Origin of the sequence: Arthrobacter sp. Soil764 (assembly GCF_001428075.1) — a bacterium.
Lineage (GTDB): Bacteria > Actinomycetota > Actinomycetes > Actinomycetales > Micrococcaceae > Arthrobacter.
Genome location: NZ_LMSI01000020.1, coordinates 555593 through 569417 on the forward strand (window position 1 = coordinate 555593; position 13825 = coordinate 569417).

At 66.6% G+C, this 13825-nt stretch carries 11 protein-coding genes and 2 tRNA genes; 11 read left to right on the top strand and 2 right to left on the bottom strand.

What is annotated here, in order from left to right; translation table 11 throughout:
- Positions 1-3 precede the first annotated feature (3 nt).
- Complete coding sequence (locus ASG86_RS13905) at positions 4-1056, top strand: 3-isopropylmalate dehydrogenase (protein ID WP_056335268.1); 1053 nt, start codon at positions 4-6, stop codon at positions 1054-1056.
- Positions 1057-1159: 103 nt separating this feature from the next.
- Positions 1160-2272, top strand: coding sequence for a branched-chain amino acid aminotransferase (locus ASG86_RS13910; RefSeq protein WP_056335271.1), 1113 nt, complete (start codon positions 1160-1162; stop codon positions 2270-2272).
- A gap of 84 nt (positions 2273-2356) precedes the next feature.
- Here ASG86_RS13910 and ASG86_RS13915 read toward each other — a convergent pair whose 3' ends face one another.
- The gene (locus ASG86_RS13915) at positions 2357-2950 is read right to left on the bottom strand and encodes a hypothetical protein (RefSeq protein ID WP_056335275.1); all 594 of its coding nucleotides are present in this window, start codon (positions 2948-2950) and stop codon (positions 2357-2359) included.
- Positions 2951-3091: 141 nt separating this feature from the next.
- On the opposite strand from ASG86_RS13915, the gene ASG86_RS13920 reads away from it, so the two are divergent.
- From ASG86_RS13920 to ASG86_RS13935, 4 genes are read left to right on the top strand one after another with little or no spacing between them, the layout of a single operon-like run.
- On the top strand, positions 3092-3919 hold the full coding sequence (locus ASG86_RS13920) for an MBL fold metallo-hydrolase (protein ID WP_056335564.1): 828 nt from the start codon (positions 3092-3094) through the stop codon (positions 3917-3919).
- A 5-nt stretch (positions 3920-3924) separates the two neighbouring features.
- Positions 3925-4701 (top strand): fumarylacetoacetate hydrolase family protein, encoded by a 777-nt coding sequence (locus ASG86_RS13925; RefSeq protein ID WP_056335278.1) that lies wholly within the window; start codon positions 3925-3927, stop codon positions 4699-4701.
- Between the two features lie 56 nt (positions 4702-4757).
- Positions 4758-6272: a glutamate--tRNA ligase gene (gene gltX, locus ASG86_RS13930; RefSeq protein WP_056335282.1), complete on the top strand. Its 1515-nt coding sequence runs from the start codon at positions 4758-4760 to the stop codon at positions 6270-6272.
- Positions 6272-7012, top strand: a complete 741-nt coding sequence (locus ASG86_RS13935) for an HAD family hydrolase (RefSeq protein ID WP_056335285.1) — start codon at positions 6272-6274, stop codon at positions 7010-7012. Before gltX ends, ASG86_RS13935 begins: the two co-directional genes overlap by 1 nt.
- A 65-nt stretch (positions 7013-7077) precedes the next feature.
- Here ASG86_RS13935 and ASG86_RS13940 read toward each other — a convergent pair whose 3' ends face one another.
- On the bottom strand, positions 7078-8679 hold the full coding sequence (locus ASG86_RS13940) for a hypothetical protein (protein WP_056335288.1): 1602 nt from the start codon (positions 8677-8679) through the stop codon (positions 7078-7080).
- 308 nt (positions 8680-8987) lie between these two features.
- Here ASG86_RS13940 and ASG86_RS13945 point away from each other — a divergent pair.
- The 5 genes from ASG86_RS13945 (at position 8988) to ASG86_RS13960 (ending at position 13822) form a co-directional block, all read left to right on the top strand.
- Positions 8988-9059, top strand: a tRNA-Gln gene (locus tag ASG86_RS13945).
- 129 nt (positions 9060-9188) lie between these two features.
- A tRNA-Glu gene (locus tag ASG86_RS13950) sits at positions 9189-9264 on the top strand.
- Positions 9265-9370: 106 nt separating this feature from the next.
- The gene (locus ASG86_RS20240) at positions 9371-10435 is read left to right on the top strand and encodes an acyltransferase family protein (RefSeq protein WP_156386187.1); all 1065 of its coding nucleotides are present in this window, start codon (positions 9371-9373) and stop codon (positions 10433-10435) included.
- 7 nt (positions 10436-10442) lie between these two features.
- Positions 10443-12209 carry a dynamin family protein gene (locus tag ASG86_RS13955; protein WP_056335292.1) on the top strand — a complete coding sequence of 589 codons (1767 nt, stop codon included), beginning with the start codon at positions 10443-10445 and terminating at the stop codon, positions 12207-12209.
- On the top strand, positions 12206-13822 hold the full coding sequence (locus ASG86_RS13960) for a GTPase (protein ID WP_056335295.1): 1617 nt from the start codon (positions 12206-12208) through the stop codon (positions 13820-13822). The genes ASG86_RS13955 and ASG86_RS13960 overlap by 4 nt, the downstream gene beginning before the upstream one ends.
- Positions 13823-13825 lie beyond the last annotated feature (3 nt).

Sequence of the window (13825 nt, forward strand, 5' to 3'; positions counted from 1 at the left end):
AGCATGAGCGCATCCTCCATTGATCTTGCAGTTATTCCCGGCGACGGCATCGGCCCTGAGGTCATCGCCGAAGCCCTCAAAGTCCTGGAAAAGGCTGTCGCCGCGGAGGGTGTGGAGCTCAAGCCCACCCATTATGAGCTCGGTGCCGATCACTGGCTCCGCACCGGCGAGACCCTGCCGGATGAGGTCCTGGCGGACCTGAAGACCCGTGACGCCATCCTCTTCGGTGCCGTGGGTGCGGCACCCGGGGACACCCGCATCCCCTCCGGAATCATCGAGCGTGAGCTGCTCCTCAAGCTCCGGTTCAGCCTGGACCACTACGTCAACCTGAGGCCTTCCCGGCTCTACGGCACGGTCGGCAGCCCCCTTGCCAACCCCGGCACCATCGACTTCATCGTGGTGCGCGAAGGAACCGAAGGCCCCTACGTCGGCAACGGCGGCACCTTGCGCGCGGGCACTCCGCACGAAGTAGCCACCGAGGTCTCCCTGAACACCGCCCACGGCGTGGAGCGCGTGGTCCGCGACGCTTTCCGCCGCGCCAGCGTACGGGAGCGCAAGCACCTCACCCTGGTGCACAAGCACAACGTCCTGGTCTACGCCGGACACCTGTGGAAGCGCACCGTGGAAGCCGTTGCGAAGGAATTCCCCGAGGTCACCCACGACTACCTGCACATTGATGCCGCCACCATCTTCATGGTCACGGACCCGTCCCGCTTCGACGTCATCGTGACCGATAACCTCTTTGGCGACATCATTACGGACCTCGCCGCAGCCATCACCGGCGGCATCGGCCTGGCCGCCTCCGGCAACATCAACATGGACCGCAGCGCGCCCTCCATGTTCGAGCCGGTCCACGGTTCCGCGCCGGACATCGCCGGCCAGGGCAAGGCGGACCCCACCGCCGCCATCCTCTCCGCCGCGCTCCTGCTGGACCACCTGGGCTACACGGACGCTGCCCGCAGGATCGAAGCCGCCGTGGTTGCCGACGTCGAAAAGCGCGACGGCACCGCACGCAGCACCAGCGCCGTCGGCGACGCCATCGCCGCCGGCCTCTAGCCCGCGCCGGGGCCGCCGGCTTCGGGCGTAAGCTTGTCTCGAATCACCAAATGCCGCCTCGTTGTTCAGCGCTGAACCGCAGGCGGCCGATCGTGGAGGAACCATGACTCAGACCGCCCATGGCGTCGAATTCAGCCGGCAGCCCTCGGAGAACCCGAAGTCCGCCGAAGAGCGTGCAGCCATCCTGGCGAACCCGGGATTTGGCAACTACTTCACCGACCACACCGCCATCGTCGACTACACCGTGGACGCGGACGGCAACGGCGGCTGGCACGATGCAAGGATTGAACCCTACGGTCCGATCGTGCTGGACCCCTCCGCTGCCGTCTTCCACTACGGCCAGGAGATTTTCGAGGGGCTCAAGGCCTACCGGCACGCGGACGGCTCGGTCTGGACCTTCCGGCCGGAGGCCAACGCAGCCCGCCTGAACAAGTCTGCCCGCCGCCTGGCCCTTCCGGAACTGCCGGCTGAATACTTCCTTGGCGCCATCCGTGAGCTCGTGGCCGCGGATAAGGAATGGGTCCCCTCCGGCGACGGCGAAGCCCTCTACCTGCGGCCCTTCATGATCGCAACGGAGGCATTCCTTGGCGTCCGCGCCGCCCGCGAGGTGTCCTTCCGCGTGATCGCCTCGCCAGCCGGCAACTACTTCGGCGGCGAGCTGAAGCCCGTCTCCATCTGGATCTCCCGTCAGTACGCCCGCGCCGGGCGCGGCGGCACCGGAGACGCCAAGTGCGGCGGAAACTACGCGGCCTCGCTGATCGCACAGCAGGAGGCCGAGGCCAACGGGTGCAAGCAGGTCCTGTTCCTGGACCAGGCCAACGACAACGCCGTGGAAGAACTCGGCGGCATGAACGTGTTCTTCGTCATGAAGGACGGCTCGCTGGTGACGCCCGCGCTCACCGGCACCATCCTGGAAGGCGTCACCAGGATGTCCGTGATACAGGTGGCCAAGGACATGGGCCGCGAGGTCTCCGAGCGCAAGATCACCCTTGACGAGTGGCGTGACGGGGTTGCCTCCGGCGACATTGCCGAGGTCTTCGCCTGCGGCACCGCGGCCGTCATCACCCCCATCGGCGTGCTCAAGGACGCCACCGAGTTCATTGGCTCCGAGGACGCCAAGGCGGGGGAGACCACCATGGCCATCCGCGAAAGGCTCCTGGGCATCCAGACCGGCGCTGAGCCGGACACCCACGGCTGGCTGACCCGCCTGGCATAGCCCGGCTTTTTTCCAACGTACGACGGCGCCTGCCGGACTTGGGTCCGGCAGGCGCCTTCTGCGTTCCAGCCGACGGCGAACTGGTCAGCGGCGGGCGGCTTTCCGGGCGGCGTTCTTCATGGCTTTGCGCGATACCGGCTTGAGCGCCTTGCGGGCGGCTTCCTCAGCCAAAGCCCGGGTGCGGCGGGCGTCGATGATGTCGTTCCAGAGTGTGGTGGCGAAGACGCCGCCGTCCTGGGCGTAGACGTCATAGGGGTAGCCGGCGAAGACGGAAGGCGTGGCACCGCTGGTGTGCAGGTCCTTGCCGTTTGCCTTCGCCACGGCGTCGCCCAGAGCCCAGGTGCGGGTCAGGTGGCCGGTGAGGTTTTCCTGTACGAACGCGTTGGCATCACTGGAGCGGGCGGCCTGATCCAGCAGCGTTTCCAGTTCGGCGGCCGCCAGGGCAGCGCCGGTCTGTTCCGCCGGCGCGGAAGCAGCAGCCAGTTCTGCGCCGGCGCCGTTCACTGACTCCTGCCAGTCCGCCGTTTCGCGGAACTTCTTCCACGTGGGAAACCAGACGATGGCGCCCGTCGCGTGGTTGTGGATGTGCAGGAGGCCGGTGGCTTTTTCGGTTGCCGAGTGGTCGTGGCCGTCCGCGTCCGCCTGGGCGAGAAGGTCTGCGAGGGTTGGGGTGCTCATATGGTGGTATCCGGATTCCTGGGGCGATGGGTTGTCACAGGTGCCAACCGGCGGCCGCCGGTGTTCTATTCCGCGGTTCCATTCCTGCAGCCCATCCTGCAGGGGTGGGGCGGGAAGGGGCCCGGATGCAAGGATGGGGAAGTGACCTTCGATTCCGGCCCCCGCCCGCAGCGCAGCTCCGGGCTCACAGAGTTCATCCTGGCTCCCAACCCCGGCCCCATGAGCCTGGACGGCACCAACTCCTATCTCCTGCAAACCCCCGGCCATTCATCCCTGGTGGTTGTGGACCCGGGCCCCCTGGACGAAACACACCTGAATGCCCTGGCCGGTGCCGGCGTCGTCGAACTGATCCTGGTGACCCACCGGCACGCCGACCATACGGCGGGTGCTGCCCGGCTGCACGAACTGACCGGTGCGCCGGTCCGTGCCGCGGATCCCAGCCATTGCCACGGCGGGGGAGAGCCACTGGTTCATGGCGAGGCGATCCGGGCTGCGGGACTGGAGATCGCTGTCCTGGCCACCCCGGGCCACACCTCCGACTCCGTCTGTTTCCACCTGGCGGCGGATGGGGACCACGGATCGGTGCTGACCGGTGACACTGTCCTCGGCCGCGGCACCACCGTCCTGGACTATCCGGACGGCACGCTGGGCGACTACCTCGCGTCCCTGGACCGCCTCAAGGCTCTTGGACCGGCCACCGTCCTCCCGGCCCACGGCCCGGTCCTGCCTTCCCTTGAAGCCATCGCCCGGGACTACCGGATGCACCGGGAGGAACGGCTGGCCCAGATCCGCGCCGCACTGGACCGGCTGGGCCAGGATGCCTTCGTAGGGGAGGTGGCTGACGCCGTCTATTCCGACGTCGGCCCTTCCGTCCGACGCGCCGCCGAGCTGTCCGTGGCCGCCCAGCTGGAATACCTGCGCGGCGGCGGCAACCCGGACAGGTCCGGCCGCGGCGAAACGGTAGGGTAGGAGCCATGCGTATTGCCAGGTTTGTCGTTGATTCTGATCCCCTGTACGGCGTTGTGGAAGGTGAACCGGGCAGTGAGGAAATCACTGTCATCCATGGCGACCCCTTCTTCAACGGGGTGGAGCGCACCTCCGTGCGCCACAAGCTGGAGGACGTCCGGCTGCTGGCCCCCATCATCCCGCGGAGCAAGGTGATCGGCGTGGGCCGGAACTTCGTGGAGCACGCCCATGAACTCGGCAACGAAGTACCCGCCCAGCCGCTGCTGTTCCTGAAGCCCAACACCGCCGTCGTCGGCCCGAATGATCCCGTCGTGCTGCCGGAATTCTCGGAAGAGGTCTCCTTCGAAGCTGAACTCTGCGTGGTGATCGGGCGGATCTGCAAGGACGTGCCGGAAGACCGCGTGGACGACGTCATTTTCGGGTACACCTGCGGCAACGACCTCACGGCCCGCGATGTCCAGAAGACGGACCTGCAGTGGACCCGCGCCAAGGGCTTCGACACCTCCGCTCCGCTGGGTCCCTGGATCGAGACCGACCTTGACACGGAAGACCTGCAGATCCAGGGCAGGCTCAACGGTGAGGTGCGCCAGGACGGCAGCACCAGCCAGATGATCCGCGGCGTGCGCGAACTGGTCTCCGTAGTGTCGCAGGCGTTTACCCTGCTGCCGGGCGATGTGATCATGACCGGCACGCCTGCCGGCGTGGGCCTGGTCAAGGAGGGCGACCGCTTCGAGGTGGAAATCGAGGGGATCGGCCGGCTGTCCAACCCCATCGTCCGCCGTTAGGCCTGTCCGTCCGGCGGAGGGCGGAGCCCGGCCAGGCGGGTAAAGTTGAAGCCACTATGACTATCGCTTCTTCGTCACCTGCCGCAGCCGTCCCGCCCGTTACCGCCGAGACGCCCGTCCGGGTCCGTTTCTGCCCCTCGCCCACGGGCACCCCGCACGTTGGACTGATCCGGACCGCCCTGTTCAACTGGGCCTACGCGCGCCACACGAAGGGCACGCTGGTCTTCCGCATCGAGGACACGGACGCGGCGCGGGACAGCGAGGAAAGCTACCACCAGCTGCTGGATGCGCTGAAGTGGCTGGGCATCGACTGGGACGAGGGCGTGGAAGTGGGCGGCCCGCACGAGCCGTACCGGCAGTCCCAGCGCGGTGACATCTACCAGGACGTCATCAAGCGGCTCCATGACGGCGGGTTCATCTACGAGTCCTTCTCCACCCCGGAGGAGATCGAGGCGCGGCACCGTGCGGCCGGCCGGGATCCCAAACTTGGCTACGACGGCTTTGACCGGCACCTGACGGAGGAGCAGCTGGCACAGTACCGGGCCGAGGGCCGGCAGGCTGTCCTCCGCCTCCGGATGCCGGACGAGGACATCACGTTCACGGACCTGGTCCGCGGCGACATCACGTTCAAAGCCGGTTCCGTCCCTGACTTCGCTGTGGTGCGGGCCAACGGCGCTCCCCTGTACACGCTGGTCAACCCGGTTGACGATGCGCTGATGGGCATCACCCACGTGCTGCGCGGCGAGGACCTGCTCAGCTCCACGCCGCGCCAGATCGCCCTGTACCGGGCGCTGTACGCCATCGGCGTCGCCGAGTACATGCCCGAGTTCGGCCACCTGCCCTACGTCATGGGCCAGGGCAACAAGAAGCTTTCCAAACGCGACCCCGAGTCCAGCCTGTTCCTGCACCGCGAGCGGGGCTTCATCCCGGAAGGGCTGCTGAATTACCTGTCCCTGCTGGGCTGGTCCCTCAGCGCGGACGAGGACATCTTCACCGTGGAGCAGCTCGTGGAGCACTTCGACATCCACGACGTCCTGGGCAACCCCGCCCGCTTCGACCTGAAAAAGGCTGAAGCCATCAACGGCACGCACGTGCGGATGCTTGAGCCCAAGGTGTTCCGCGACCGCGTGGCGCACTATCTGCGCGAAGCGGGTCTGGTGGGGGAGATCCTGACCGACCGGGAGGAGGAGATCCTCACCGAGGCCGCGCCCCTGATCCAGGAGCGCATCACGCTCCTGGGCGAAGCCCCGGACATGCTGGCGTTCCTGTTCAAGGCCGATGACGCCATCGACGTTGCCGACGACGCACGCAAGGGCCTTCCGGCCAACCTTCCCGAGGTCCTTGATGCCGCCATCGCCGCCCTGGAACCCGTGGCCGAATGGACGCCGGAAAACATCCAGGCTGCACTCAAGCAGGCCCTGGTGGAGGACATGGGCATCAAACCTCGGCTGGCCTTCGGCCCCGTGCGCACGGCTGTTTCCGGCCGCCGCGTTTCGCCGCCGCTGTTTGAATCCATGGTGATCCTGGGCAAGGAGTCGTCCCTGCGCCGGCTCCGCGCCTTCCGCGGCTGATGACAGCGCCCAGCGAAGCGGCGCGCGCCGGCATCCTCAAGACACCCTTTGGGAGTGTCCGCGGCGTCCTGTTCGACATTGACGACACCCTGGTGGATCTCGAGTATTCAATGACCACCGCGCTGCGCGAGGTCAGCGAACACCTCCTGCCCCGCCTGGACCAGGCCGGATGGGAGCGGTTCGGGCGCATCTTCACCCACGAAACCACTCATTTCTACGACCGCTACCTGGCCGGCGAGCTGACGTTCAACGAACAACGCCTGCTCCGTGGCCGGGCGGCGTTGGGGCACTTCGGGGTTGAACTGGACGAGGGCGAGGAATCGCACCGGTGGCTGACGGCCTACTCGGAGAAGCAGCCCGCATACGTGAAGCCGTTCCCCGATGTGCTGCCGCTCCTGGACGTCCTGGACAATGCCGGTGTCCCGTACGGGGCCGTCAGCAACAACGTCCACGACTACCAGCGCGCCAAGCTCGACGGTGCGGGGCTGGAGCGCGTCACGCACCTGGTGGGCACCGACACCCTTGGCGTGGCCAAGCCCCATCCGGCCATGTACCTCGAGGGCGTCCGGCTCCTTGGCACGTCCCCCGGTGAAACACTCTACGTGGGTGATAACCGGCTGCTGGATGCGGAGGGCTCGACGGCGGCAGGGCTGGTGGGCGTTTGGCTCAACCGCATGGGTGAGGTAGTGGAGGGCTTCGAGGGCAGCATGGTGGCGTCCTTGGAGGAACTGCTGCAGTAACCCCCGTCCGCCGGGACCGCCGCCCTTCTGAGAGGGCCGTGGTCCCGGCGTGTTTGCAGTCGCCGTCAGGCGGCGTGCAGCCGCACGGCACGCCGGCGCAGCAGCAGGTAGGCCGCGACCGCGGCGGCCACCAGGAGCGCGATCAGCAGCAGCGCGATTAACGGGTTGTCCAGCCACGACGACGGCGACACAGCAGCCACCTTGGTGTGCAGCTCCTGGGTGCCGGCCGCGATTCTTGCGTTGCCATCCGCCAGTTTTCCGGCACCATCGGCAAGTTTGCCGGAGCCGTCGTCCAGCTTGGTGTTGCCGTCAGCCAGCTGGCCGGTTCCGTCGGCGAGCCGGGCGGAGCCCGATTCCAGCTGCCCCGTTCCACTGCTGAGCTTGACGGTGCCGTCGGAGAGGGCTTCCGTGCCCGCCAGCAGGCCAGGGTTTTCCGGATCTCCGTTGCCGTTGATTCCCGCGCTGAGCCTGGTGGTGCCGTCTTGGAGGTTGTTGGCGGCGTAGATCAGGCCGGGACGTTCGGGGTCGCCCGGCACGCCGTCCATTCCCACCCGGATCTTCGCGGTGCCCTCGGCCAGCATGGAAGTACCCAGCACCACGCCGGGGTTCTGCGGGTCCGTCGCGTTGAGTTTTTCCGCCAAAGTGGCGAATCCGGCCGTCAACCGTCCGGCGCCGCTTTTCAATTCGCCGGCTCCCGCGCTCAGCTTGGCGGTCCCGGCCTTCAGCTGCCCGGCGCCGTCGTTCAAGGCCACAGCTCCGTCATTCACTTTTGCCGCGCCGGCATCAAGCTGGACGGCGCCGGCATAGGCCCTCCGGCCTCCGTCGGCCAGTTTGGCAATCTGGTCCCTGATCACCGCAAGCGGCACCAGGCCCTGGGGTCCGTTCGCGGCCGCTTCGAGCTGGTCCAGTCCCTGGCTGAGCGCGGCGAGCCCGTCACCTCGTGCGGGATCGTTCCCCGCACCCGGGTAACCCTTCAGCTGGCCTGCTCCGGCTGCGAGCTGGCCGGTGCCATTCTTCAATGCTGCAGTCCCGTTGGTGAGGGTTGCGGCGCCGGCATCCAGTTGCCCGGCACCCGCAGCGAGTTGACCCGTGCCTGCAGCCAGCTGGCCCGCGCCGTCAGCAAGGTTGTTCGGCGCGTTTCCGGAAGCCGTTGGGGTCAGGGCCGCGGAAAGGGCCACCGCGCCGGTCTGAAGCTTCCGCGCGCCGTCGTCCACTTGATAGACGCCGGGCACGAGTTTGTTCAGGACGTCATTCTGCAGCTTGGTGGTACCGGCATGCAGCTTGTCCACGCCCGGCGCCAACTGGTCACGGACTCCCGAGAAGATCCTGCCGGCTCCCGACTGCAGCGCAGCGGCTCCGGCATTCAATTCGCTGCTGCCGTCCTTGACCTTGATCGAACCCTCCTTCACCTGCGATGCGCCTTGGTTCGCGGCGCCGGCTCCTGCAGCCAACTGGCCCGAGCCGACCTTGAGCTGGTTGGCCCCCGCGGCGGCTTGCTCCGCGCCGTCCATCAGCTGGGCGGCGCCATGGGAGATCTGGCCCGTGAGGTAGGTGTAAAAGGCCAGGAACAGTATCAGCAGCAGGGACAGAGCCACGATGGCAGTGGACTGGGACCGGGACCGGGGTTTGGGCTTGGCTGTTGCGATGGTTTCTGTGTGGGTCGTCAACGCTGACACTTCCTAACTGTCCGCCGGGCGACGCTGCCCGGCGGCATAAACCGTGGTTGTTTGGCCTTCGGCAAATCCTCGTGGGTGTCCGGAGGAACGGAAGGGGAGGTTGTTACTGATGGGTAACTTACTCGAGAGTAACCACACGAGGGGAGGGTGGGCAAGGGTTTTGTGGAGGAAGCCCACGGTGCCCATAGCGCCAGCGTTGACCCGATTTGTGCGAGCCGAAAGTCTCGGGTAAAGTAACTTCTCGTGCTGAGGCGCACGGAGCAGGGAAAAGCCCCTGAAAACCGGCCCGAAAGTGCCATTGGGATATGGTGTAATTGGCAACACTACGGTTTCTGGTACCGTCATTCTAGGTTCGAGTCCTGGTATCCCAGCTCTGTTTTGAAGGCTGTTTATCAGCTGAAAATCAGGAGGTTTCCGCTCGGTTCGCCGATTTGAAACCAACGCAAAGTGTGTGAAATACTCACTGAGCTTGAGCGGCGGAAACGCTGCTAAAAGTACCTGGCCCCATCGTATAGCGGCCTAGTACGCCGCCCTCTCACGGCGGTAACGCGGGTTCGAATCCCGCTGGGGTCACCATCGAAATGGTCCCGGGCAACAGCCCGGGACCATTTTTTCGTTAAAACTGCGCAGACCTCGCGGATGCGTTGAGGGGCTCGGCCTACCTTGGACCGTAGGTTCGGGCGTGGGGGAAAATATGCTGGGAAAACGTTTTGCCGAGAGCAAGAATTCGTTGAATGCGATCCGATTGGGTCTCGCAGCCCTTGTGATCGTTTCTCATTCATGGTGGCTCGGAGGATACGGTCCGGAGCCTGCACCAGGGGGAGTCAAACTAGGCAGTTGGGCAGTTCTTGGCTTCTTCGGGATTTCCGGGTACCTAATCACCCGGAGCAGGATGCGGGTTGCGGCAAGCGACTACTGGCTCGCGCGCTTCCTGAGAATCTTTCCCGGCCTTGTAAGCTGCGTCGCAGCAGTAGCGTTTGTCATTGCCCCACTCACGGCAGTGTTGACTGGGCGACGCTATTGGTTTCCCGATGCAATACTCTACTTTGCCAGCAACTTGTCCGCCGGGCTCCCAGGGGTGGCCGTAGGAGGCATTCCAGGATCATTGGAGGGATTACCCGATCCGCGCCTGTGGAATGGGCCACTATGGACCTTGTTCTGGGAGATCGCCTGCTACATACTGATCGGCGTTTTGTTTCTCGCGTTTAGATCAGAGTTGGCGCGGGTGGCCGTGCTCTGTCTCTTCTTCGCGGGAACGGTTGCCTTATTTGCCGTTGATGCGGGATGGGCCTCCCCGCCAACCCCTTATGATTGGCCACTTGTGCCCGTGACCACCTTTCTCGCTGGATCGCTGGTGTTTTTGTTTCAAGACTGGATCCCAGTGGGACGCAAAACGGTGTGCCTGTCCACTGCCCTCGTTGTGTTGGTTGCTTCGCTGGGTTACGCGCAGTCGCTCGTCCATATACCTCTGTCGGTCTTCCTGTTGTCTGGCTCATTGCATCTGCCGCTATCAACTGTCGGTTCACGTTTCGATATCTCGTTTGGCGTGTATATCTATGGGTGGCCGATGCAACAGGTACTTGCGTCTGGCGGTCTTCATACTGCGGTTCCGCCCGAACTGTTCGCCATAGCTGCACTTTTACTGGTTGCTCCCATAGCCTGGCTCTCGTGCCGCTACGTGGAGTTACCAGCACGAGTGTGGCTGCGACGCCGGAAAGATCGAGCCTCCGCTCCTCAACTGGCATGATATTGCTGTGACCTCCCATGACGAGCATGGCCGCCCCGCCCAGCCGGTGCCGCACGCGATGGCGGCGGTAACCCTGCTGGAAGAAGTCCGCAGCGGACTGGACGACGTTGCGCTGCCGCTGGCCTTGCCGGGGGCAGACCAGGCACGCCGCGAAACGTCAGCCGCAAGGGCACAATTGGACGACTACATCCTCCCGCGGTACCGCAGCCTGGACGCCCCGCTGCTGGCCGTCGTGGGCGGTTCCACGGGCGCCGGCAAATCCACCCTGGTGAACGGACTCGTGGGGCATCCTGTCACACGGGCGGGCGCCATTAGGCCCACCACCCGCCAGCCCATCCTGCTGCACAACCCCGTAGAGGGAACCTGGTTCGAGGGCCAGCGGGTCCTGCCCGGACTGAGCCGGATCCGCGGCACCCTGGCCGGCAGCCCCGTGGCGGGAGGCGCCATGCCGGAGCAACGGGAAGCCTCCTCGCTGGTGTTGCTGGCCGATCCGGCGGTACCGGCCGGCATCGCCCTCCTCGACGCTCCTGACGTCGACTCCATTTCAGACCAGAACCGCCTGCTCGCCGGACAGCTGCTGGCCGCCGCGGACCTATGGGTGTTCGTCACCACGGCCAACCGGTATGCGGATGCCGTTCCCTGGAAGCTCCTCCTGGACGCCGCCGCGCGTGACATCACGGTGGCGGTAGTGCTGGACCGGGTTCCCCGTGGCGCCGAGGAAGAGGTGAGCCAAGACCTCCGGGGCCTGCTCGACCGGGAGGGCCTCGCCGGAAGCCGGCTGTTCATCATCGCCGAGACAGCCCTGGATCCGCACGGCATGCTCCCGCCCCGGGCTGTCACCGAGCTCAGGGACTGGCTCGGTTCCCTTGCCGCCGATGCTGCCGGCCGGGCCGAGGTGGCCCGCCGCACTTTGAACGGGACGGTCCGCGCCCTGGCCCTCCGTATTCCGGACATCGCCGGCGCCGTCCGTGAGCAGGAGCTGGCCGCCGTGCGCCTCGAGGCCGATGCCGTGGCAGCGTATGAAGATGCGGCCACCCGCATCCTTGACGCCACCCGCGACGGAGCACTCCTGCGGGGCGAAGTGCTGGCCCGGTGGCAGGACTTTGTGGGTACCGGTGAATTCTTTCGCACAGTTGAGCAGAACGTGGGCCGGTTCCGGGACCGGCTGGGAGCCTTCTTCCGCGGTGAACCGGCCCCGGCCGTCCGGGTGGAGGCCGCCATCGAAACCGGCCTCCAGGCAGTCATCGTGGACGAGGCCGCCAATGCGGCGGAGGACACCGACCAGCGGTGGCGGTCAGACCCTGCCGGCCGGCAGCTGCTGGGTCCGGACGATCTGTCCGGGACCACGCCCGGGTTCGCCGACCGGGCCGCAGCGGAAATTCGGGCATGGCAGGAAGCCCTCATGGAGCTCATCCAAACCGAAGGCCAGGGAAAGCGGACCCAGGCGCGGTGGCTGTCGTTTGGCATCAACGGCCTCGGCGCTGCGCTGATGATCGTGGTGTTCTCTACCACTGCCGGCCTGACTGGACTGGAGATTGGTGTTGCGGGCGGTACCGCCGTCGTGGGCCAGCGCCTGCTGGAGGCGGTCTTCGGCGAGGACGCCGTGCGCCGCATGGCCGACAAAGCCCGTGAGGACCTGGCCGTGCGCTGCCGGAACCTGCTGGCGGACGAGCAGCAGAAGTTCCTGCAGCGGCTGCCGGAAGGTAATCCCGCCCTTGCGCAACGTCTTGCTGCCCAGGCCGGGGAGCTGGCACGGCTGGCGGAGGCCGCGTGAGCCGCCACAGCGGGGCGAAGGATTCCTCGCGGCTTGATGCCAGGCTCCAAGCGCTCCAGGACGCCCGGGAGCTGGGGGAGGGGGTCCTGCCGGACCAGTCACTGCAGGAAGCATTCGACGTCCTGGAGCGCGCAAGTTCCCGCCGTTCATTGTCCGGTGACCACACTGTGGTGGGGTTCTTCGGGGCGACCGGCAGCGGCAAGTCCTCGCTCTTCAACGCCGTCAGCGGCGCCGAGATTGCGACGGCGGCGGCCCGCCGTCCGACCACATCGGAACCTCTGGCGGGCGTTTGGGGAGCGGCAGGAAGCGAAGCGCTCCTCGACTGGCTGGAAGTGGGAAACCGCCATCACGCCGCGCCTGTGGACGGTTTCGCCGATGAACAGACCGGGCTGATCCTGCTGGATCTCCCGGACTTCGACTCCACCCGCGCTGCCAACCGCGAGATCGTGCAGCGGATGGTGGGCATGGTGGACGTCCTGGTGTGGGTGCTGGACCCGCAGAAATATGCCGATGCCGCCGTCCACAACGGGTTCCTGGCGCCGCATGCCTCGCACGGGGCGGTCACGCTTGTGGTGCTGAACCAGGTGGACCGGCTGCCCGAACGCGATGTGCGGCCGGTGCTCGACTCGCTGCATGCAATCCTTTCAAGTGAAGGGCTGGGGCAGGTGCGCGTCCTCGCGTCATCGGCAGTGACGGGAGCAGGGATTGGGGAAGTGCGTGCGGCGATCCGCAAGGTGGCTGTCCAGCGGCAGGCCCAGTCCCGGCGGCTGGAGGCAGACATCACCAAGGCTGCGGAGGACCTGCGGGGCGCGGCCGGCGACGGTGAGGCGGCGGGCGTCCGGAACGCAGCCAGGACCCGGCTCGCCGAGGAGCTGGCCGTGGCAGCGAACGTGCCTGCTGTGGTGCGGGCCGTGGGGCAGTCCTACCGGCTGGAGTCCGTCCGGCGCACCGGCTGGCCGGTGACCCGCTGGCTCTCCAGGTTCCGCGCAGACCCACTGCGCCGGCTCAATCTCCGCAGGGATTCCCCTGCAGGCGTGAACAGGACCTCGCTGCCGCCCGCGGGCGCGCCGGAGCGGGCGCGGACGGATGCAGCCGTCAGGGATTTTGCGGATACAGCCAGCGAGGGAGCACCGGGCCCCTGGCGGGCAGCGATCCGGGGGGCTGCCAGGGCCGGCCGGGAACGGCTGCCCGATGCGCTGGACCAGGCCATCGCCGGAACAGACCTCGGGGCCAACCGCAAGGCGTGGTGGTGGGGCGCATTCAACATCGTGCAGTGGCTGGCGCTGCTGACGGTGCTCGGTGGCCTGGGCTGGCTTGCTGTCCTGGCCGGCCTGGCCTACCTTCAGCTGCCGGTGCCGGAAGTGCCACGCGTGGAAGGCTGGCCAATTCCCACCCTGATGATCGTCTTCGGCCTGGTGCTGGGGATCTTCCTGGCCGTCACCGGCCGTTTCATCGCGGCCGGAGCTGCCCGGGCGCGGTCAGCAAGGGCACGACGGCGGCTGAACAGCGCCGTCGCAGCCGCGGCGGAGGAGCTGGTGGTGGCGCCTGTGGAGAAGGAAATTGCCAGGCTGGCAGCCTTCAACAAGGCGCTGCAGAAAGCAGCGCGGTCCTAGGTC